This is a genomic window from Siphonobacter aquaeclarae, from assembly GCF_900103285.1.
In the GTDB taxonomy this organism is placed as follows: domain Bacteria; phylum Bacteroidota; class Bacteroidia; order Cytophagales; family Spirosomataceae; genus Siphonobacter; species Siphonobacter aquaeclarae.
Map to the genome: position 1 here is coordinate 12735 of NZ_FNGS01000011.1, position 22705 is coordinate 35439.

Genomic DNA, 22705 nt, shown 5'->3' on the forward strand with positions numbered 1-22705 from the left:
AGATGGTTTTCGACACGTGAAAGGGAAACAGACTTGCAGCAGGTAAGAGGGAACCGGAGGTGTGTTGGCAACCTACTTCTCATAGAGAAAAAGTAAACGGTCCGGCAACCAAAGGGTTACCGGACCGCTTACTTTTTCGGGTACTGCCTAAAGCCTATTGCCTACAGCATAAAGCCGAAAGCTGATTGCCGAGAGCTGAAAGCCAACAGCCAACCGCTACTCTTCCACTCCTGCCTTCGCCTTAAACGTTTCCACGTCGATCGGCTGGGTGTTGGTTTTCACCTGCGTGAGGATGAAGTCCATCGTTTTACCGAAGTAAACGCGGTTGAACACGTTCATGTAGTTCTGGCCTTTGTTTTCCTGGAGGTAGTTCTGAGCAACTTTCTTGATGATATCGCCCATACCGTTGTCATCTCCGTAGATACCGAACTGCTGGCGTACCATCGCTTCAGCATAGGTATTGATGTCTTCGTTCTCGACTTTGATATCGCCGGCTTCCGCGATCTTGTTGCGGATGAGCGTCCAGCGAAGGTCGCTGGCAAACTTGTCGAAATCCTTCTCCACTTCTTCTTCGGTGAGTTCTTCGTTGGTTACGAGGAGCCACTGCTTGAGGAATTCGTTCGGAAGTTCGATCTGGATATTGTCGAGGAGCATCTTCTGCACGTCGTCGCGGAGCAGGAACTCTGCTTCGCGCTTGTAGTTCTCCTGGATGATCTTGACGAGTTCAGCTTTGAATTCTTCTTCGGAAGATACTTTACCGGCGCCGAGGACTTTGTCGAAAAACTCCTGGTTGAGTTCCGAGTCCTGGTTGCGGGTGATGTCTTCGATGGTGAATTCGAATTCGCCGGTCAGGTCGTCCTTGCCGGTAGCGAGCTTAAGGCCCTTTTCATCGGCAAACAGCGTCTGGATATCGAACGTCAGGACGTCTTCTTTCTTTTTGCCGAGGAATTGCTGGAGGGCAGCTTCCGTGATTTTGTCGGTCGGGATCGCTGATTTCTCAGAATAGTCGCCCTGTTTGAAGGTACCGTACACGAGGTCGCCGGCCTGGCCTACTTCTTCCACGTGTGCGTGCTCGCCCATCCGCTTCTTGAGGTCGGCAAGGGTATCGTTGTATTCCTTCTCTCCGGCCTGGATTTCGTATACCGTTACTTCGGGAAGCTTGGTGAAATCGACGTCGAAGTCGGAAGCAAGACCGAGGTTGTACACAAATTCGAAGTCTTTCTGGGTATCCCAGTCGATTTCGTCGGCTTTGGCACGGTCGGGCAGCGGATCACCCACTACGAGCAGTTTCGCTTCGCGGATGTATTCGTTGACGGCTTTGGACAGCTTGTCGTTTACTTCGTCGACAAGAATGCTCTTGCCGTACAGGCGCTGGATGACAGACGTCGGCACTTTGCCCGGGCGGAAGCCCTTGAGGTTGGCCTGACGGCTGTATTCCTTGATTTTCTTGTCAACGTTTGCCTGGTAATCTTCCGGCGTCAGGGCGACGCGGAGGGAGGCTTCGGTAGTGCTGCTTTTTTCGAGCGTGATGTTCATGATTGGTCTTGATCGAATCCGTATCAGATCTGGTGCTTGCGCTGTCGAAGGGCAGGCGACGCTACGGAGGTAATGGTTTGAAATTCAAAAAACCCTCAGAATCGAATCGACTCTGAGGGCCCTCACTCAGACCGGATGATGTACGGACGGGGGGACTCGAACCCCCACGCCTCGCGGCACTAGATCCTAAGTCTAGCACGTCTACCAGTTCCGCCACGTCCGTATTTCCACCTCAGAATCAGGGGGTTTTGAAACCCGCCTCCGAAATTGGGAACGCAAAGGTAAAACATAATCCCTGCTATGTCAACCTCGCTATTTACTTTCTCTTTTTTTTTACAGCATGGGTACGGTTTGCCCGTTCCCTGTGTATATTAGTAAAAGATCCCTCTCTGGAAACGATCTGAACACCTGACCATTCCTTTATCCCCGGAACAAGAGCCTGGCTCTTCTTAAAACAACCCTTGTTCAATCCGTTCAGTTTGAAATCAGGGTAGCTGTAATGAGTGTAGTAGAACTAAAGATTGATCTAGAGGCCGAACGCAGGGAGATCCTGAAACGGTACCGCAAACTGCTGCGTACGGCTAAGCCCTTTTTGAAGGACAACGACGCCAAGCTGATTAAAAAGGCGTTTACACTGGCTGCTGATGCCCACAAGGACATGCGGCGGAAAACCGGTGAGCCGTACATCTACCATCCCATCGCTGTCGCGCAGATATGCGTCGAGGAAATCGGACTGGGAACGACGGCCATCATCTGTGCCCTGATGCACGATGTGGTCGAGGACACCACCATCACGCTCGATGAAATTGAAGCGATCTTCGGGACGAAAGTCGCCAAGATCATCGACGGGCTGACGAAAATCGCAGGCATTTTTGAGCAGGGCGCCTCTGCTCAGGCAGAGAACTTCCGGAAGCTGTTGCTGACGCTTTCGGAGGATGTCCGGGTGATTCTCATCAAGCTGGCCGACCGCCTCCATAACATGCGGACGCTCAGTTCCATGAGCCGGGACAAGCAGCTTAAAATCGCTTCCGAAACCACGTATCTGTATGCGCCCCTTGCCCACCGGCTCGGGCTGTACGCCATCAAAACCGAGCTGGAAGACCTGTACCTCAAGTATGCCGAACCCAAGGTATACAAGGAGATAGCAGCCAAACTGAAGTCGACCAAAACCCGTCGCCAGCAGTTTATCCGCGAGTTTATCCGGCCGATCGAAAAAGACCTCAAGGCCGAAGGCATGTCGTTTGCCGTCAAAGGCCGCCCGAAGTCCATCCACTCGATCTGGAACAAAATCAAGAACCAGGGCAAGACCTTCGAAGAGATCTATGATCTGTTCGCGATCCGGGTGATTCTGGATTCAACTCCGGAGCATGAAAAGGCCATTTGCTGGCGGGCATACTCCATCGTCACCGATCATTACCGCCCGAATCCGGAGCGGCTGAGGGACTGGATTTCCAATCCCCGGGCCAACGGCTACGAATCCCTTCATACCACTGTTATGAGTCATTCCGGACAGTGGGTGGAGGTGCAGATCCGTTCCCGCCGGATGGACGAAATCGCCGAAAAAGGCTACGCCGCGCACTGGAAGTACAAAGGCAACCAGACCAACGTCAACGAAGGTATCGACGCCTGGCTCAACCAGGTCAGGGAAGTACTGGAGCACAATGACAAGTCGGCGATTGAGTTTATCAACGATTTCCGCGGGCATCTTTTTCAGGACGAAGTCTTTGTTTTCACACCTAAGGGCGACCTGAAAGTACTGCAGGCCGGGTCTACCGCGCTTGACTTTGCCTATTCCATTCACTCCCAGATCGGCTCGCGCTGCCTCGGAGCGAAGGTCAATGGCAAACTCGTCGAAATCAGCCATACCCTGAAAAACGGCGATCAGGTAGAGATTCTGACTTCTACCAAGCAATCCCCGAGGGAAGACTGGCTCAAATTCGTCGTCACAACCAAGGCCCGGGCCAATATCAAGGAAGCGCTGAAGGAAATCAACCGGCAGTATGTCACCGATGGCCGAGATATCGTAGCCCGCAAGCTGAAAGTCCTGGGCCTGGAGCTCACATTTGACGTGACCAATCAGCTCCGCGCCTTTTTCAACTCCCGGGACCCGAACGACCTCTTTTACCGGTTCGGGAAAGGGTATCTCCAGCCGGATGAAATCAAGCGCTGGCGGATTGCCCGGGATTCCCACAAAAAGGCCCAGGAAGCGAAAGCAGCTCTGAACGGCACCATCGAAGACGGCAAGGCGCTCGTCAAGGAGCTGAAACGGCTGCATGGCGACCGGCCCGATTCCGACATGCTGCTCATCGGAGAAGACATGGACAAGATTGACTATACCCTCGCGTCCTGTTGCAATCCGATTCCGGGAGACGAAGTATTTGGCTTTGTTACGATCAACGAAGGCATCAAAATCCACAAAACCACCTGCAAAAACGCCCGCGAACTCCTCTCCACACACGGCAACCGGGTCATCAAGGCCAAATGGACGAGCCAGCTCGTGGCCTTCCTGGCAGGTATCCGGATCAAGGGTACAGACAGGGTCGGCCTTGTCAACGATGTCACGAAGATCATTTCAAAGGAGCACAAAGTGAACATGCGCTCCATCATCGTGGATACCAACGAGGGGGGAATTTTTGACGGCAAAATCAAGTTGTACGTACACGACACCGAACACCTCAATATCCTCATCGCCAAGCTGAAAAAGGTCAAGGGAATTTTCGAGGTCATCCGGTTCGAGTATGCCGACTGAGGCGAGCACCAATCCGTTTTATTCACCAAAAGGAAGGACAGTCCCAAACTTCGGACAATCAACTGAAAATCAGTACATTTTGCTTATAGTTAGCCTGACAGGTATACCCGTCGGGCACAAACTATTTTCAGACAGGCAGCCGGATTCGGCGGGAAACACCCAAAATGCCCTTTCTTTGCAATTTATTCCGAAAACAATGCCTCTTAACGAATCGAGTTTCACGACGGTGAGGCAGATCTTCACCGCGTTTCTGGAAAATAAAGGTCTTCGAAAAACGCCCGAACGGTTCGCGATTCTGGAAGAGATTTATTCCCGCGATGACCATTTCGACGTGGAAGAGTTATATGTTTCCATGAAGAACAAAAAGTATCAGGTTTCCCGGGCGACGGTTTACAATACCCTGGACGTTCTGGTAGAGTGTAACCTGGTTACCAAACACCAGTTCGGGAAAAACCAGGCCCAGTATGAAAAATCGTACGGACGCCGCCAGCACGATCACCTGATCTGTACCGACTGCCATCATGTCACGGAGTTCTGCGACCCCCGTGTACAGAACATACAAAGCATGGTAGGTGAGATGATGCAATCGAACATCATGCACCACAGCCTCATTTTCTACGGCGCCTGCACGAAACCGAACTGCGAAAATCGCAAGCCGGTTCCGGGTACCGGCTATGCCGTATCAGTGGAGTAAAGCTATAAGCGATAAGCTGTAGGCTTTAGGCAGCATGCCGGTTCCGGCGCTTTTTGCTTAAAGCCTATGGCTTATTGCCTACAGCAATAACCTCCCTTTCTATTCAATTCATAATCCTTTATCATGAAAGTTGACGTATTGCTGGGCCTTCAATGGGGCGACGAAGGGAAAGGAAAGATTGTGGACGTTCTCGCGCCGCAATACCAGGTGGTTGCACGCTTCCAGGGAGGTCCCAATGCCGGACACACGCTTGAATTCGACGGAAAGAAACACGTCCTTCACCAGATTCCTTCCGGCGTTTTCCGTCCGGAGGTACTGAACATCATCGGAAACGGCCTTGTACTGGATCCCATTGTGTTCAAGAAGGAAGTCGAAGGACTCCGGGCCAAATTCGAAATCGATCTGACCAAAAACCTTCAGATTTCGAAGAAAGCTTCCCTCATTATCCCGTCGCACCGCCTGCTCGACGCCGCTTATGAACAGGCCAAGGGCGATTCCAAAATCGGATCCACCCTGCGGGGTATCGGCCCGACGTATACCGACAAGGTATCCCGCCAGGGCCTCCGCGTCGGGGATGTACTCTCTCCCAACTTTACGGAGAAGTACAACCGCCTCGTCGACACCCACAAGATGATCCTGGGCTTCTATCAGTTCAGCTATGACCTGACGGAAATCGAAACCGAATTCTTCGAAGCGATCGAATTCCTCCGTCAATTCCAGCTCGTTGACACGGAATATGTGATCAACGATGCGATCAACAGCGGAAAAACCATCCTTGCGGAAGGTGCGCAGGGATCGCTCCTTGATATCGACTTTGGCTCCTACCCCTTCGTGACGAGTTCTACAACAATGACTGCCGGCGTTTGCACCGGTCTCGGTGTCGCTCCGAAAAATGTCGGCGAAGTATACGGAATCTTCAAGGCGTACTGCACCCGCGTGGGCAGCGGTCCGTTCCCGACCGAACTCAACGACGAAACCGGCGAACAAATCCGTCAGGAAGGTCGCGAATTCGGCGCTACGACCGGACGTTCCCGCCGTACCGGCTGGCTCGACCTGCCCGCTCTCAAGTATGCGATGATGCTCAACGGCGTGACCCAACTCATCATGATGAAGGTCGACGTGCTCAATATTTTCGACGAAATCAAGGTGTGTACGCAGTATCGCCTGCCGGATGGTACCCTGACGGAGCAACTTCCGCACGACCTCAATGATCTCGTTATTGAGCCGGTTTACAAGACGTTCAAAGGCTGGAAAACGGATCTCAGCGCCTACCACTGCTACGACGACCTGCCGAAGGAACTGGCTGATTACATCGCCTTCCTCGAAGAAAATCTTGAACTGCCTATCCGTTTTATCTCCACCGGTCCCGACCGCGAAGCGATCATTCACCGGGAAGCGCAGCTCAGCGTATAGTCTCTACCCGTTTTAGTGGTTACCAGAAACAAAAAACCCCGGCATGACCGGGGTTTTTCTGCCTAACCATTAAACATTTCAACTTAAACACTAAGCCGGATCGGCCTCTTGACTTATAAGAGACGATCCGGCTTTGCAATTACTCTTAAATAATTGTAAAATTTTATCTTTTCTCAGGACAGTGCAGGATACTAGATCACCACATTGACGATCCGCTTCGGCACGACTACCACCTTCTTCGGTGTCTTACCTTCCAGCCATTTCTGCACGGTTTCGTTGGCCAGTACCTCGGCTTCGATGTCCTTCGGTTGCGCGTCGGCCGGGAAACTCAGCGTCGCCCGTACCTTTCCGTTGATCTGAATCGGGTATTCAAACGAGTTTTCGACGAGGAACGCCGGGTTGAATACCGGGAATTCCTGGAACGTAACAGTACCTGCTTCGTTGCCGAGTACTTCCCACAGCTCTTCGGCGATGTGCGGGGCGAACGGAGCAAGAATCTTCACGAAATCGCTCAGAATAGCCTTTTTGTGGCACTTCAATGAGGTCAGGTCATTAGCCAGTACCATGAACGCCGGTACGGACGTATTGAACGACAATACCTCGATATCCTCGCCTACCTTCTTGATCGCCTTGTGCAGGGCCTTGAGTTCCTCCGGCGTAGCAGCATCTTCGGTGACGACATTTTTGCCGGTTTGTTCATCGAAAAACAGACGCCATAGTTTCCGCAGGAAGTTGAACGTTCCGGAGATACCGTTGGTATTCCAGGGCTTGGAATCCGTCAGCGGGCCCAGGAACATTTCGTACAATCGGAGGGTATCGGCGCCGTAACGTTCGACGACATCGTCAGGGTTGACGACGTTGAACTTCGACTTCGACATTTTCTCCACCTCCCAGCCGCAAACGTACTTTCCGTCTTCGAGGATGAATACAGCATCAGCAGGCACATCCGTCCGGGATTGTTTGAACTTCTCGACGTCCAGGACGTCCTGTTCGACAATATTCACGTCGACGTGCAGCGGTGTCACTTCATACTGACCTTTCAGTCCGGCGCTGACGAACGTCGCCGGCTGGGAATCCTTCACCCGGTAAACAAAATTCGACCGGCCCTGAATCATCCCCTGGTTGACGAGCTTTTTCGCAAACTCCTCTTCCTCCGCGATTCCGATATCCTTCAGGAATTTGTTCCAGAAGCGGGAATACAGCAGGTGGCCCGTTGCGTGTTCGTTACCACCTACGTACAAGTCGATACTCTTCCAATACGCTATCGCTTCTTTCGACGCCAGCTCATTGTCATTACGTGGATCCATGTAACGGAACCAGTACCAGGATGATCCGGCCCAGCCCGGCATGGTACTCAGTTCATATTCATATTCTCCTTTGTATTTCCAATCGGCGGCGCGGCCCAGCGGCGGCTCGCCGGTTTCGGTCGGCAGGTATTTGTCTACCGCCGGCAGTTCCAGTGGCAGGTCTTTTTCATCGATCAGGTACGGCAGGCCGTCCTTGAAGAAGACCGGCACAGGCTCTCCCCAGTACCGCTGACGGCTGAAAACAGCGTCGCGCATGCGGTAATTGATCTTGCCCTTGCCGAGACCGCGTTCTTCGAGCCAGTTCACCAGTGTCGGTACCGCTTCGGCGTAGGACATGCCGTTAATGATGCCGGAGTTGATATAGTGGCCTTCCTTGGTAGCATCAGCCTGTTCGGCAATATCTTTCTGGGCATCCAGGATCGGGATAATCGGCAGGCCGAAATGCGTGGCAAAGTTCCAGTCGCGCTGATCGCCCGACGGTACCGCCATCACCGCACCCGTACCGTATCCGGCCAGGACATAGTCAGCCAGGTAAATAGGTACTTTCTCTCCGTTGAACGGATTGAGGCAGTAGCTACCCGTGAATACCCCGGAAACCTTCTTGACTTCCATCATGCGGTCGAGTTCCGAACGGCGCTTCGTCGCGTCCACATACGCATCTACGGCAGCTTTTTGCTCCGGCGTCGTCAGCTCGTCCACATACTCGTGTTCGGGAGCCAGAACGAGGAAGGTTACCCCGTAGATCGTGTCGACACGCGTCGTAAATACTTCAATCTGGCGCTCGCTGTTTTCGATGGGGAAGCGTACGCTCGCGCCTTGCGACCGGCCGATCCAGTTGCGCTGCTGTTCTTTGATAGATTCAGACCAATCGACGGTATTGAGACCATTGAGGAGGCGGTCGGCATATGCCGTGATGCGCATCATCCACTGGCGCATCAGTTTTTGCTCGACAGGATAGCCGCCGCGCTCGGATACGCCGTCCTTCACTTCGTCATTGGCGAGAACCGTTCCCAGGGCGGGGCACCAGTTCACGACTGCATCCGCGACATACGTCAGGCGATATTTCAGCGTGATGGCATATTGCTCGGTTTCGGAAAGGGCGTTCCATTCGTCAGCCGACAGTACCGGTACATCTTCGTCGCAAACCGCATTGACGGATTTCGTACCGGCGGCTGCAAAACGTGCCGTCAGTTCTGACACCGGAAGCGCTTTATCGGCGTCTTTGTCGTAATAATGCTGGAAGAGTTCCTGGAAAATCCACTGCGTCCACTTGTAGTAATCGGGGTTGGACGTACGGACTTCACGACTCCAGTCAAAACTGAAGCCGATGTTTTTCAGCTGTTCAATATACCGGGAGATATTCTGCTCCGTCGTAACAGCGGGGTGCTGCCCCGTCTGAATGGCGTATTGCTCGGCAGGGAGGCCAAAGCTGTCAAAACCCATCGGGTGCAGGACGTTGAAGCCCTTCATCCGCTTGAACCGGCTGAAGATATCACTGGCGATGTAGCCCAGCGGGTGGCCTACATGCAGCCCCGCGCCCGACGGATACGGAAACATATCCAGGACGTAGTACTTCGGCTTGTCCGACTGGTTTTCAACCCGGTAGGTCTGGTTCTTTTCCCAGAATGCCTGCCATTTTTTCTCAATATCGCGAAAAGCGTACTCCATTGTATTAGTTCACAGGTTGCGGTTCGTTGGAAGAAAGAACCGGTTTTCGAGGCGCAAAAGTACGAATTTTGAGGGACTTACAGGCTACGTACCCGCAATCTTGGCTGGCCGGATACCACCGGCGCCCGTCTCAACTATCCAGATGCGTCAGGTGAGCCAGTACCGCTTTGATTTCCAGGTAAGATACCTCGTCTCCCAGCCCTTCTTTCAGCGCGCCGAGCGTCAGGCCCCGGTTTTCCCGGAGGTAGGTTTCGATACCTGTCACTTTTTCAGCAGAAACGAGACGAATGACATCGATATCCCCCGTTTCCACATAATGAACGAGGTGATTGGCTATCGTCTGCGCTGTCAGCCCCCGCTGGGCGGCAATCTCTCCGATGGTCTTTCCCTCCTGAAACAGATCGAGCGTAATCTTTTTCGTATTTTCTTTCTTTTCCGACGGGGCTTCCTCCGCCTGATTCAGTACAGCATTGACTATGTCGACGATCTGCTGGCCCAACTGGCGGATTTTCGTCTTTCCGATCCCTTTGATGCCTTCCAGCTCGGCAAGTGACTGCGGTTTCCGTTCAGCCAGTTCCAGCAGTACTTTCTGCGGGAGGACGATGTATACCGGTACGTTATTTTCCGCCGCCGTCTCATCCCGCCATTTCCGCAACGCCTGGAACATGCGTTGCTGGGGAGAGCCTTTGGCAGGTGCTTTTGCGGTTTTGGCGTTCTTCCGCCCTTTGAATTCGATATCGGCATCCGCCCGTGAACGCAGGTACGTTTCGGGATGAAATCCTTCTGCACCGGCCTGGAGCGTAGCCATTTTCAGCGTCAGCGCCCGCTGCAGGTGATCGAGCCACAGCACTGCCGATTTCTTTACCGCCTGGTTATCCGTCTCAATGTCCATCGCCTGAAAATCAGCGAAAAGCGTCATTTTATCCCGAAAATAGGCGCTGCCTTTCTGCACCCGGTCCTGGATGCGGAGATCTTCTTCGGGCAGTGTTTCGTCGAAAAACAACTGATTCAGCTGGGCTTCGAAACGGGAAGCAACGGAGTAGATATCCTGGTCTGCCGGATCCCTGACTGCACGGACCGTCTCCAGCAACTCCGGCGGAACGGCGCCCTGATGCGCCTCCAGCGCACGGCTCAACTGAAAAGTGAGCCGGCGGATTTCACTGAAATCGAATAATTCCCGAATCAGGCGCTGCTGAAAAAGCTTCTTGGAATCGGTCAGGAGGCGCTCGCCCGGCGGGTTGGCGCTCATGTCGCGGTTGTAGGCAGAAACGATTTCGTCCGTCCGTACGCTGCGCGTCGCAATCGGGCTCCGCAATACCATGCCTTCGAAGCTTTTGCAGCGACTCAGCGCCACATACACCTGCCCGTGCGCGAAGGACGCATTGGCGTCAATGATCGCCTTTTCAAATGTCAGCCCCTGACTTTTGTGAATGGTAATGGCCCAGGCCAGCTTCAGCGGGTATTGGGTGAAACTACCGGCTACCTGCTCCTCTACCTCCTTCGTTTCCGGGTTTAGCTGGTACTTCATGTTTTCCCAGACGGCCTGTACTACTTCGGTATCGACATAATCGCCGTTGCCGCGTACGTAGATCGTTTCGGCTTCGATGCGGGTAATACGCCCGATTTTGCCGTTGTAAAACAGCTTATCGCGGGAACTGTCGTTCTTCACAAACATGACCTGTGCGCCGACTTTCAGTTCCAGGTTCAGCTCTGTCGGATAGGAATAGGCCGGAAAATCGCCGTCTATCGCAGCGGCAAACGAATAGGAACGGCCGTCGAGGCGGCTCAGGTGCGACTGGTTGATTTCCTGAGCCGAGGCATTATGTGCCGTCAGGGTAATGTATCCCTCGGATTCGTCGGGCCGGAAATCAGGCTGATAACGGGTATTCAGTGCTGCGAGCGAGGCTTCATCCAGTTGATTTTCCCGGATTTTATTCAGCAGGTCGATGAAAAAAGTATCCGACTGCCGGTAGATATGCGTCAGCTCAATCCGCACCGGATTGGTTTCCTGCAAGGCGCGGCTGCCGAAGAAAAACATGGAATCATAACGGTCACGCAGAAGCGCCCACTCGTCTTCCTTCACTACCGGCGACAACTGATGCAAATCGCCGATCATCAGTAACTGCACCCCGCCGAAGGGCTTGTCGCGGTCGCGGTATCGACGCAGTACTTCATCAATACCGTCCAGGGTATCCGCCCGGACCATGCTGATCTCGTCGATCACGAGCAGGTCCAGGCTCTTGAGCAGGCTGATTTTTTCTTTGTTGAAGCGGTTGACCTGTACAGCGGTACTTCCCGGCAGGTATGGACCAAACGGAAGCTGAAAAAACGAGTGAATGGTCACGCCGCCGGCATTGATCGCCGCTACGCCGGTGGGCGCGACAACCACCATGCGCTTCGGCAGCGTTTTCCGCAGGGTATGCAGGAAGGTCGTCTTCCCGGTTCCGGCCTTGCCGGTCAGAAAAACCGATTTATCAGTGAACCGGATAAAATCGGCCGCCAGCTGCAAAGGGGTATTCAACTCCATGACGTGGTTAAGAAGAAAGGCCAAATATAGCCCTGCCCCGAGGAATCCCCTGCGCAGGCCCCTGCCGTTTCGTGAACGGAAACTTCCTCTCCTGCTTCTATTCTACTAAATCTATATACTATATTTGTTCCAAACTTCACAGCAAATTCGATGCGACTCCTGGCCTTTGCTTCCTTCCTGACAACGTTCTTTTTTACGGTTGATCCCGCCTATGTCCGCCAGCTGGACGAATGGCACGAAAAACGCGTAGCATCGCTCAAGCGGGAAGACGGGTGGCTCAACCTCGCCGGCCTGTTCTGGCTGAAAGAAGGAGACAATACCGCCGGGAGTGTTTCTGATAATAGCATTGTGTTTCCTTCCGGCGCGGCGCATACCGGCGTATTTCATCTTGAAAACGGTATCGTCTCGTTTACGCCTGCGACAGGTACTTCGGTTACGACAGACGGCGTAGCGCTGTCAGGCAAGACCGAGATTTTCACCTCCGAAAAAAAGCCGAAAACATTACAGCAGGGTTCGCTGAAATGGTTCATTATCAAGCGCGGAGATCGGTATGGTATCCGTCTGCGCGACCTGGAAAGCGAAAACCTGAAGCAATTTCACGGCATTGAGCGCTTTCCGGTAGCCGAGCGCTACCGTGTCAAAGCCCGTTTTGAGAAACCGACGGAAGCTAAAACCATCCGCATTACGGATATTATCGGCCTGGTGAGCGACCAGCCCCTGGCCGGGACACTCGTTTTTGAACTCGACGGAAAGACGTATCGACTGGATGCAACGGGAGAGGGCAAGCTCTTTGTCGTTTTCGGAGACAAGACCAACGGTCGGGAAAGCTACGGCGCCGGTCGCTTCCTGTATGCCGACCAGCCGGGCCCGGACGGTACGACGGTCCTCGATTTCAACCAGGCCATCAACCCGCCGTGTGCCTTTACACCCTATGCGACCTGCCCCCTTCCGCCGGTGCAGAACAAGCTGGCCGTGCGGATTCCGGCCGGAGAAAAAAACTACGGAAACCACTGATTATTGGTCAATTGGCAGCGCGGTTGTTGCCTTGATCTCCGCCATAACGAACAGGCTCTGCGGGCCGCCGATATGTGCCAATGCTGCCAGTTGCTCGACGACGAAGCGGCGGTAATCGTCCATATCCTTCACCACCACCTTCAACAGGTAGTCGAACGGGCCGGCGATGTTGTAGCATTCGACTACTTCGGGCAGGCTGCCGATACGGGCTTCGAATTCACGGATAAAGTCCTGGGTATGTTCCTTGAGCGACACCTGGCAGAAGGCGATGAGGTCCCGCCCGATTTTCTTGCGGTCTACCAATCCGACATATCCCTTCAGGTACCCTTCCCGTTCCAGCCGCTTGACGCGCTCGTGAATAGGCGTCAGCGACAGGTTCAGACGCTGCGATAGTTCTTTGTTCGAAATAAAGGCATCCTGCTGGAGCAGGGTCAGAATTTGCCGGTCGGTTGCGTCGAGCATAGATTATTTTTCTACAGAAGTGGGAAATCAGTCGTCCGTTCCATATAAACACACTACCAGTTACATCTTATATAGTGTGTTTTTCCAAAATTACAGAAATCACCCGACCATTTATTCTTTCTGCCGACCTTTGTGCCATCGTATTCACCTTGATGACATAGCTGTATGGCACAAAAAGAAACACTGGCCATCCGCGCACAGGCTGCGCGCTCTCATAACCGGGAACATTCGGTTCCCCTGTACCTGACTTCCAGTTTTACGTTTGAAGACGCTGAAATGGGTCGGGCGATGTTTGCCGACGAAATCGAAGGCAACGTGTACTCCCGTTATTCCAACCCCAACGTCGACGAGTTCATCGGCAAGGTATGCCTGCTCGAAGGCGGGGAGGAAGGTATCGCGTTCGCTTCCGGCATGGCAGCGATTTTCGCGACGTTTGCCGGTAGTCTTGTCGCCGGAGATCATGTCGTCGCATCCAAAGCCCTTTTTGGTTCAGCAATTCAGATCCTGAACAAGATCATGCCGAAATGGGGCGTAACGACGACGTTTGTAGACGGTCATGACCTCGCCCAATGGGATGCCGCTACGACGGACAAGACAAAATTCTATTTCTGTGAAAGTCCCTCGAATCCGGGCCTCGAACTGACGGATCTCCGCGCGCTGTCAGCGCTGGCGAAAAAGCACGGCGTAGCGCTGGTGGTCGACAACTGTTTTGCTACGCCGGTTATCCAGAATCCGATTGAGCTCGGCGCGGATCTCGTGCTGCACTCGGCAACGAAGTACATGGACGGACAGGGCCGTGTATTGGGAGGCATTCTCGTTGGCCGCAAGGACCTCATTGAGCCCATCCGGTTTTTTGCCCGGCATACCGGTCCGGCGATGTCTCCGTTTAACGCCTGGGTACTCTCGAAAAGCCTCGAAACGCTCTTCGTCCGGATGCGGGCACACAGTGAAAATGCCCTGACGCTGGCCAAAGCCCTTCAGGGGAATCCGGCGCTGGCGGCAGTACACTACCCGTTCCTTGAAACACATCCGCAGTACGAGCTCGCCAAACAACAGATGAAATACGGCGGCGCGATCCTGACCATTGAAGTGAAAGGCGGTTTTGCCGCGGTCAATGCGCTGACCCAACACCTGGAGATCGCGTCGATTTCTCCCAACCTCGGCGATACCCGGACGATCCTCACCCACCCGGCGAGTACGACGCACTCGAAGCTTACGAAGGAAGAGCGGGCGGAAGTCGGCATCACCGACGGGCTGGTCCGCGTAGCTGTCGGACTGGAAGCGATTGACGACCTCATCGCGGATTTTACGCAGGCGCTCGCCAAAATCAATGCGTAAGAAATTCCAGTAAAGGAAGAAGGGCGGGGCCAAATGGCCCCGCCCTTCTTCCTTTATAACCATTACCATCTGCCGCCCCGACGGCCGCCGCCATGCCATCCGCGACCCGGATGGTAGTATCTCGGCATCGGACGGACAACCGGGGGCGCAACATACACCCGGGGCCGTGCGTAGTAGGGTCCGTATCCGTACCCTGTATATCCCCCGTACCCTCCATACCCATATCCGGAGGGATAAACCCTTGCTGTACAGCCGGTTAAAAATCCAGCAACAACGAGGAAAGCGATGATCAGTATCTTTTTCATGACGTTGAATCGTTACCGGTATTTTGAAGTAAATTAGCCCTGCCGGTTTAATACTTTCCTCTTTCTCCCCGTTAAAAAACGTTAACGCCCGGGAACAGCTTTTTCCCCTCCGTTTCGGTAAATGTCACTTTTCTCTTTCAGGAAAAGTCATTTTTTGTTTCGTGTCAGTCGTCGTCTTTTGTCACAAACCGAATAAGTATGAAACGTCTGGAAAACAAAGTCGCCCTGATCACCGGAGGCGCCGGCAGTATCGGGCTGACCACCGCCGAGCTGTTCCGTCAGAACGGAGCAAAAGTCATGCTCGTTGACCTCAGCGAGGAAGCCCTGCAGGATGCCGTTCACCGACTGGGTATCGGTACCGGTCAGGATTTAGCCTATACCGTTGCGGACGTCACCCAGGCGGCCGACGTAGAGAATTACGTAAAGGAAACGGTGAAGCGTTTCGGGAAGATTGATATCTTTTTCAACAACGCCGGCATCGAAGGCGTCGTCAAACCGATTGAAGAGTATCCGGAAGAAGTATTCGACAAAGTCATTGCCGTCAACGTCAAGGGAGTATGGCTGGGCTGTAAATATGTCCTGCCGGAAATGAAAGACGGGGGGAGTATCATCATTACCTCGTCTGTTGCCGGACTTGGCGGTACGCCCGGCGTATCAGCCTACGTCACGAGCAAGCACGCGACCATCGGGCTGATGCGGACGGTTGCGCTCGAAGCCGCTCCCCGTAAAATCCGGGTGAATACGGTACACCCGTCGCCGGTCGACAACCGCATGATGCGGAGCCTCGAAGGCGGATTTGCACCCGGGCATGCCGAGCAGGCGCAGCATCAGTTTGCAGAGGCCATTCCGCTGAAACGGTACGCCCAGCCCACCGAAATTGCCGAGCTGGTGTTGTTTCTGGCCGGAGATGAAAGCCGGTTTATTACCGGAAGTACCTATGTGATTGACGGAGGAATGCAGGCGTGAGCCGGATCGCCTCCACGACAAAGCCCCGGCCGTCCCGGGGCTTTTTTTGTGCCGGAATACCCCTTCGTCCTCTTCTTCCTTCATTATATTTCTCTTTCCCCTCGCAAAGCCATACCTTTGTGACCAGATAGAAAAACCGGACGATTAGTCTCTGATCGCTCTGTAGATTTGTTTTTCGAAATCCGAAATTCTACCAATGGCACAAGTTACTGAGGCCTTGCCTACCGTCGAGACCGCGAAGAAACTCGGCTTGCTTCCCGAAGAATACGATCGCATCTGCGAAATCCTGAACCGGCCGCCCAACTTCACCGAACTGAGTATCTTTTCCGTGATGTGGTCGGAACACTGCTCCTACAAGAACTCCATCGTCTGGCTGAAAAAACTGCCGAAGGATTCGCCGAAGATGCTGGCCAAGGCCGGAGAAGAAAATGCCGGGCTGGTCGACCTCGGAGAAGGTATCGCCTGTGCCTTCAAGATTGAATCACACAACCACCCGTCAGCGCTGGAACCTTACCAGGGCGCGGCGACGGGTGTCGGCGGTATCAACCGCGATATCTTCACGATGGGCGCCCGCCCCATTGCTCAGCTGAACTCCCTCCGTTTCGGCAATATCGATCTCCCGAAAACCAAACGCCTGCTCAAAGGCGTCGTCAAGGGTATCGGTGACTATGGCAATGCTTTCGGGATTCCGACAGTCGGCGGAGAAGTATTCTTCGACGATTGCTACAATGTCAACCCCCTCGTCAATGCTTTCTCGGCAGGTATCGTGGAGGTAGGCAAAGTGGCCAAAGCAACGAGCTATGGCGTGGGTAACCCGGTATTCATCGTTGGTTCGTCGACCGGCAAAGACGGTATCGGCGGCGCGAGCTTCGCCTCCGAAGATATTTCCGAAAAATCAACGGAAAAGCTGCCTGCCGTGCAGGTAGGTGACCCGTTCATGGAGAAACTTCTCCTGGAAGCGACGCTGGAAGTCATCGAAACCGGCCATGTAGTGGGTATTCAGGACATGGGTGCCGCGGGTATTATCTGCTCGACGTCTGAAATGTCTGCCAAGGGCGAACACGGAATGGAGATCAACCTCGACCTCGTACCGTCGCGTCAGCAGAACATGAAGGGCTGGGAGCTGCTTCTTTCCGAATCCCAGGAGCGCATGCTGGTCGTTGTTGAAAAGGGCAAGGAACACATCATCCAGGATATTTTCGAGAAGTGGGACCTGAACTGCGTGCAGATCGGGGAAGTAACGGATACGAAGCGCCTGCGTTTCTACCGTGACGGTGAGCTCGTAGCCGATGTACCGGCGGAAGACCTCGTCCTCGGCGGCGGCGCTCCCCAGTACCACCGGGAGTATACCGAGCCTGCTTATTATCAGGAATTCAAGAAATTTGATATTCAGACCGTAGCCGACGTCGCCAATGCGGAAGAAATCCGCAGCGTGGCCCGTCACCTGCTGTCACACCCCAATATTGCGTCGAAGAAATGGGTAGCAGAGCAGTACGATCACACGATCGGTACCAGCACCCGGACCTTCAATACGCCCGCCGACGCCGCAGTAGTTCAGATCCGCGGTACGGAAAAGGCGATCGTGATTACGGTAGACTGCAACGCCCGCTATGTCAACGCCGACCCTGAAGTAGGTACTGCCATCGCGGTATCGGAAGCAGCCCGGAATATCGTTTGTACCGGCGGCGAGCCCCTCGCGATCACCAATAACCTGAACTTCGGCAATCCGTATGTTCCGGAAGTATACTGGCAGTTTGTCGGCGCCATCAAAGGCATGAGCCGTGCCTGCGAGAAATTCGGTACACCGGTTACGGGCGGTAACGTGAGTTTCTATAACCAGTCGTCCGACGGTGGTCCGGTTTTCCCGACCCCGACCATCGGTATGCTCGGTGAAATGGCGACGCCGGATCTGTTGACGACGCTAGCCTTCCAGGAAGCTGGCGACCTGATTTACCTGGTAGGTTCTTCGAAAAACGACATCGCTTCTTCGGAATACCTCTACAGCTACCGTGGCGTGAAAGCGTCTCCGGCGCCTGCGTTCGATATCGATGAAGAATACCACATTCAGAACGTCACCAAAGAGTTGATCTCAGCGAAGGCTGTCGCCTCAGTTCACGACGTATCCGACGGCGGGCTTTTCACGGCCCTCGCAGAAGCTGCGATCTGGAATAACCTCGGCTTCGCGATTGAAAGCGACCGTGAATTCCGGAAGGACGCCTTCCTCTTCGGAGAAAGTCAGAGCCGGGTAATTGTTTCCGTGAAACCGGCACAACAGGCGGCGCTCGAGCACCTGCTCCTCGACAGCAACGCGTCTTTCAGTCTCCTCGGCAAGGTAACCGCCGGCGGTCTGACGGTTGACGGCGCAGAAATTCTTGCTACCGCTGAAGCGAAAGACCTGCATGGAAATTCGCTCCAGCGTGCGCTTAATGTGTAAAAGCGGTTTACTGTTTTCGGTTTACTGTTTTCAGTTGAATGTCCTGTAATGTACCCGAACCGATAACTGAAAACAGTAAACCGAAAACTGTAAACTCTTCAAAAAAGCCAATGCTCCTCTGCATTGGCTTTTTTTGTTTCTGCTCTTTCTTCACTTTTTTTCCGGATCGCTTGCACGGTATCCGTTCGGTTTGCACATTTGTATTAATTATAATTAGTCTAAATAAACAAACATAGACTGATGAACCATACATGTTTGCGCTTCCGAATCGATTTGCCGTCTCCCCTGGGATTGCAACAGGTACGTGACGACCTTTTCCGGCTGGGTATCACCCGGTTCAGCGTCGATTTTGTCACCCAATCGCTCGAAGTATTCACCGAATGGATCGCTCCGGAGCGCATCGAAGACGCCATGCGCCGTTCGGGCCGCCAATGCAAACGTCTGAAAACGAACTGACCGCCTATGCACCAGCACCATTGCTTCCGGACACTGTCCCAACGCGAAAACGGGTACATCGGCTATTGTGACAGCTGCCAGAGCTACAACGTTGCGTACCAGAACCTGCTGCTGGTTTTCAATGCAGACGACTACCAGTACTTTCTCGAGATGCTCAAAGAGCGGACCAACATGACCTATTTCCCCACCACCCACGGCAAGGAAATCATGATGCGCTCGCCGATCATGAATCTCAATATTCTCCTGGCCGAAAACGAGCTCGACGACCTCATCGAGATGATGGACGAGCTACGTCTGCTGGTCGACGCACAAAAAATCCTGTACTCCTGATATGTCCGTTACCCGCATCCGCATTCTGTTTTTCTGGGTCCTGACGACCGTCGCCATGATCCTGCACTTCGACTTTCACATCGGAGACCTGTTTTATGGCATTGATATTGTCCGGCCGGGGGCCAACGGGCAAAAGCCGGCAGCGCTGGTTGTCATCCGCTTCGTCTTTGAGATTTTCCCGCTGATCTGGGCCGTGGCGCTGCTGTATGCGTCGTCCGGCCTGTGGCGAACGATCAATTTCGGCCTGACGATCCCCTTCACCCTGTCACACCTCGCGCATGTTTTCGAAGAAATCAAAGAAGGAGATCCTTCTCAATTACTGCTGCTGACATTCGTCGCCCTGATGAGTATCCTGCTTACCCTCGAATCCTGGAAGTGGAGAAAACAAGAGCATTAACCGATCACCCGATGAAACAAACCCTTTTTACCCTCGCCCTGAGCGGCCTTGCGCTCACGACTTTCGCCCAGAAATCAGCTGATATTCAGGCTATCAAAGGCCAGTGCGGTTGCCAGGCAGTTACGTTCAAGTATGCTGAAACGTTCTCTCCCAGCAAAGAGTACAAGTTCAAAGACCGGAAGGAGCTCGGCGGGCTGGAATACGTCTTCGTCGACGAAGAAACACCCGACAAGCTGGTACTGATGCACCTGCTGGTCATCAACGACAGCACCGTCATCAAGCACTGGCGAGAAGACTGGAAGTACCAGAACACCGACCTCCTCGCCTACGAAGACGGTCATAACTGGAAGTACAAGGCTATTTCTCCGAAAGAAGCCAAAGGCCAATGGTCTCAGCAGGTATTCGAAGTAGACGACAGCCCTCGGTATGAAGGGTCGGCTACCTGGTTTCATGCCGACGGTCGTCACGTCTGGGAAAATACTACTGATGCTCCCCTGCCCCGCCGGGAGTATACCACCCGGAACGACTACAACGTCATGCGCCGGACCAACCGCATCGTCATTACCAGCTATGGCTACCTCCATGATCAGGACAATGGTAAGATTCTGCGTACGCTCGATGGCGAAAAAATCATCGCTTACGAAAAAGGTATCAACGACTACCGTCGCGTTAACGTCAATGCCTGCAAGGCAGCGAAAGACTGGTGGACGAAAAACAGGACCTTCTGGGTCGATGTCCGCAACGTATGGGGAGATATCATCGCCCGGAAAAAAGGCATTCAACTGGAGAAAAACGCCGGCGGAAAAAGCCTGAGCCAGTCGCTCAACGACCTCGCCGACGCCTACGCCAAAGCGCCGAAACCTACCGCTGAAAACAAAGCAGAGATTCGTTCAACCATCGAAAAATTCCTGAAAAACAAAGAGTTGATCGGGATGAAATAAGAAAAGCTGCCATTCAGACAGCTTTTCCTTCTGCTCTTTGTCTGTGAAGTCTGTGTAGTCTGTGAGATACTTTTCTCACAGACTACACAGACTTCACAGACATTATTTCTCCGATTTCAGAGCGAAGAGTTTCTCCGGCTCATCCGTCGTGATGTAATCGGCTTTCTGTGCCAGGAAGCCTTTCATCAGTTCGGGGTCATTGACCGTCCAGATATTGACCGTCAGTTTCCGTTCGTGGGCTTCCGGAATCCAGCCTTCGTTTTTCTTCAGTACTGAAAAGTGATAGTCAAATCCGTCGATACCTGCGGCCGCAAGCTGTTCCGGGGTCTTGTCGCCGTTGAGGTACGCGACTTTCGCAAACGGATCGAGTTCTTTCACTTTTTTGCATACGTCGAAGTCAAAGGCGATGTAATCCACCCAGCCCTGGGCTTTCAGCTCCCGTACTTTCGCTATTACCTTTTCGGTCAGCTTCAGGGAACGTTCCTTTGAGATTTTGGAGCTTTTGATTTCGAGGACGAGGCGCGTCTTCTGCTGTTTCATCCCCTCGGTGAGGTATTCTTCCAGCGAAGGCAGGGTTTCTCCGTTTTTCAGGCGAAGCGCCGCCAGTTCAGAGCGGGAAGCCGTTTCGAGGTTGACGCCGTCATGCATATGGTCGTGGCTGACGATGAGGCCGGAATCCGCCGTCATGTGAACGTCGAATTCACTTCCGAAACATCCCAGCTTCGCCGCTTCACGCAGCGACGCGATGGAGTTCTGACTGGCGCCGGTGTTTTTCCAGGCCCCGCGGTGCGCGATGACACCGTTGCGGTTGAAGCGATCCTGCACAACCCGAAAGGTAGCGCTGACCTTTCCGGCGGGGCCGGTTCCTTCTACCGTGAGGTCGTACCAGTCCTGATCAGCCGTCTTTCCTTTGAAGTAAACCTGCTGTTTGCCGTTGATTCCGAATAGTTTAGCCTGCGGACCGGAAAGCTTTGCCTTCTTCAATCCGACAAGGGTACCGACGACCGGGTCGGCCGTGGTGAAAGAGTAGTCGTCCAGCGCAGGCTGCTGGGCGATCGCGGAGGAAATCAGAGAGCTCATCACACAACTGAGGATCCAACCTTTTTTCATAAAACCGGGAAGCTTTTTTGAGTTCGGCGCCAAAGGTAGCCCTTCCCGGACACAAAAAAACCGGATCACGACAAAATACGTGATCCGGCTGAAAATATCATTTTCTCCGCGTCAGGCAGGTTCGAGAACCCGTCCCTTGCCCCCATTGGAGACCACTATCTGGTTGGCATATTCTTCTGCCTTGCGGCTTTTGTAATTCCACCAGCGGGGGCCGAAGTTTTTCTTCATGACGTCGTCGAAGGTGCGCATCGCTGTAATGTTGAAGATACCTTCTGCGCGGGTCGACAGCGAAGGATCCCAGGCACGGACGGCCAGGGCATATCCGCCCTCGAGGTAATTCATGTAGTGCCATACGCCGGACGGAATATAGAGCATATCTCCATGTTCCATCACGCAGTCATATCCTTCGAGGTACTTCATCGCCGGATGCTTTTCGTAGTCCGGGTTTTCCGGGTCTACGTAGCTCAGGATACCGTAGGGCATACGGTAGAGGTGCTTGGAGTACTTCTGATCAAACAGGATGACGCGTTTTCTTCCGTGAAACTGGGTCAGGAACACGTTCGACAGGTCCATGTCATAATGCAGGTAGACAATGGAGCCGGCGCCGCCGAAAAACATCATGGGGTACTTCTTGAGGAAGCCCTTCATGAGGTGCTCGGGGAAGGTAAAATCGTTACAGAGATCGGGGATGTGATCGAAGATGTTGAAGAGGAACATCCGGAGGTCTACCGGCCCTGAAGCGATCAGGTCCAGGTACTCTCCGAATTTCATCACCTTGTCCGGTTGGTTGAGCTTCGACGTGGGCGTCGGCTTCGAGTTATCGTACAGGGGGACCTCAATATTACCAGCCAGTTTCTTGAAATAGTCAAGCCGCCATTTCTCGAAAGCAGGCCACTTTTCCGTGATTCCCCGGAGGATAACCGGGCGGTGAGGTTTCAGGTATTTTTCGCGAAACTCCTCGCCGGAAATATTTTCGACTACGTCGACGGGATGTAGCTTCATATTGGCAAACTGGAAATTGAATTTATCGAACAATAAACGCAAAAGTAAGGCATTCC

The 22705-nt window shown here is 53.5% G+C and carries 17 protein-coding genes and 1 tRNA gene; 11 read left to right on the forward strand and 7 right to left on the reverse strand.

Going from position 1 to position 22705, the window contains the following annotated elements:
• Nucleotides 1-216: 216 nt before the first annotated feature.
• Complete coding sequence (tig, locus tag BLR09_RS23000; protein ID WP_093208221.1) at nucleotides 217-1536, reverse strand: trigger factor; 1320 nt, start codon at nucleotides 1534-1536, stop codon at nucleotides 217-219.
• 141 nt (nucleotides 1537-1677) lie between these two features.
• Nucleotides 1678-1759, reverse strand: a tRNA-Leu gene (locus tag BLR09_RS23005).
• 276 nt (nucleotides 1760-2035) lie between these two features.
• Between BLR09_RS23005 and BLR09_RS23010 the strand changes: the two genes are divergently transcribed.
• From BLR09_RS23010 to BLR09_RS23020, 3 genes are all read left to right on the forward strand, one after another.
• On the forward strand, nucleotides 2036-4285 hold the full coding sequence (locus BLR09_RS23010) for a RelA/SpoT family protein (RefSeq protein ID WP_093208222.1): 2250 nt from the start codon (nucleotides 2036-2038) through the stop codon (nucleotides 4283-4285).
• A gap of 196 nt (nucleotides 4286-4481) precedes the next feature.
• The gene (locus BLR09_RS23015; RefSeq protein WP_093208224.1) at nucleotides 4482-4979 is read left to right on the forward strand and encodes a Fur family transcriptional regulator; all 498 of its coding nucleotides are present in this window, start codon (nucleotides 4482-4484) and stop codon (nucleotides 4977-4979) included.
• Between the two features lie 123 nt (nucleotides 4980-5102).
• The gene (locus BLR09_RS23020; protein WP_093208225.1) at nucleotides 5103-6392 is read left to right on the forward strand and encodes an adenylosuccinate synthase; all 1290 of its coding nucleotides are present in this window, start codon (nucleotides 5103-5105) and stop codon (nucleotides 6390-6392) included.
• Between the two features lie 191 nt (nucleotides 6393-6583).
• Here the strand turns inward: BLR09_RS23020 and leuS are convergent, their stop codons facing one another.
• Both leuS and BLR09_RS25890 read right to left on the reverse strand, forming a co-directional pair.
• Entirely contained in the window at nucleotides 6584-9367 is a 2784-nt protein-coding gene (leuS, locus tag BLR09_RS23025) for a leucine--tRNA ligase (protein ID WP_093208227.1), read from the reverse strand.
• A gap of 130 nt (nucleotides 9368-9497) precedes the next feature.
• A complete protein-coding gene (locus BLR09_RS25890; protein WP_093208228.1) occupies nucleotides 9498-11894 on the reverse strand; it encodes a helix-turn-helix domain-containing protein in 2397 nt (798 codons plus the stop codon).
• Nucleotides 11895-12044: 150 nt separating this feature from the next.
• Here BLR09_RS25890 and BLR09_RS23035 point away from each other — a divergent pair, with 150 nt between their 5' ends.
• Nucleotides 12045-12908: a DUF1684 domain-containing protein gene (locus tag BLR09_RS23035; RefSeq protein WP_093208230.1), complete on the forward strand. Its 864-nt coding sequence runs from the start codon at nucleotides 12045-12047 to the stop codon at nucleotides 12906-12908.
• On the opposite strand, the gene BLR09_RS23040 is transcribed toward BLR09_RS23035, so the two are convergent.
• A complete protein-coding gene (locus BLR09_RS23040; protein ID WP_093208232.1) occupies nucleotides 12909-13370 on the reverse strand; it encodes an Lrp/AsnC family transcriptional regulator in 462 nt (153 codons plus the stop codon).
• Between the two features lie 165 nt (nucleotides 13371-13535).
• On the opposite strand from BLR09_RS23040, the gene BLR09_RS23045 reads away from it, so the two are divergent.
• The 7 genes from BLR09_RS23045 to BLR09_RS23075 all read left to right on the forward strand — a co-directional run bounded on the left by BLR09_RS23045 (nucleotide 13536) and on the right by BLR09_RS23075 (nucleotide 20537).
• Nucleotides 13536-14708: a trans-sulfuration enzyme family protein gene (locus BLR09_RS23045; protein ID WP_093208233.1), complete on the forward strand. Its 1173-nt coding sequence runs from the start codon at nucleotides 13536-13538 to the stop codon at nucleotides 14706-14708.
• Nucleotides 14709-15211: 503 nt separating this feature from the next.
• Nucleotides 15212-15979 (forward strand): SDR family NAD(P)-dependent oxidoreductase, encoded by a 768-nt coding sequence (locus BLR09_RS23050; protein WP_093208235.1) that lies wholly within the window; start codon nucleotides 15212-15214, stop codon nucleotides 15977-15979.
• A 196-nt stretch (nucleotides 15980-16175) separates the two neighbouring features.
• Entirely contained in the window at nucleotides 16176-18413 is a 2238-nt protein-coding gene (gene purL / locus BLR09_RS23055; protein WP_093208236.1) for a phosphoribosylformylglycinamidine synthase subunit PurL, read from the forward strand.
• Nucleotides 18414-18668: 255 nt separating this feature from the next.
• A complete protein-coding gene (locus BLR09_RS25375) occupies nucleotides 18669-18869 on the forward strand; it encodes a hypothetical protein (RefSeq protein WP_143011198.1) in 201 nt (66 codons plus the stop codon).
• Between the two features lie 6 nt (nucleotides 18870-18875).
• Nucleotides 18876-19199, forward strand: a complete 324-nt coding sequence (locus tag BLR09_RS23065) for a DUF6686 family protein (protein WP_093208239.1) — start codon at nucleotides 18876-18878, stop codon at nucleotides 19197-19199.
• Between the two features lies 1 nt (nucleotide 19200).
• Nucleotides 19201-19596 carry a hypothetical protein gene (locus BLR09_RS23070; RefSeq protein WP_093208242.1) on the forward strand — a complete coding sequence of 132 codons (396 nt, stop codon included), beginning with the start codon at nucleotides 19201-19203 and terminating at the stop codon, nucleotides 19594-19596.
• Nucleotides 19597-19607: 11 nt separating this feature from the next.
• A complete protein-coding gene (locus BLR09_RS23075; protein ID WP_093208244.1) occupies nucleotides 19608-20537 on the forward strand; it encodes a DUF6607 family protein in 930 nt (309 codons plus the stop codon).
• 102 nt (nucleotides 20538-20639) lie between these two features.
• On the opposite strand, the gene BLR09_RS23080 is transcribed toward BLR09_RS23075, so the two are convergent.
• Nucleotides 20640-21647 (reverse strand): glycerophosphodiester phosphodiesterase, encoded by a 1008-nt coding sequence (locus BLR09_RS23080; RefSeq protein ID WP_245690004.1) that lies wholly within the window; start codon nucleotides 21645-21647, stop codon nucleotides 20640-20642.
• Between the two features lie 111 nt (nucleotides 21648-21758).
• Nucleotides 21759-22649: a cupin-like domain-containing protein gene (locus BLR09_RS23085; RefSeq protein WP_143011199.1), complete on the reverse strand. Its 891-nt coding sequence runs from the start codon at nucleotides 22647-22649 to the stop codon at nucleotides 21759-21761.
• Nucleotides 22650-22705: the final 56 nt, after the last annotated feature.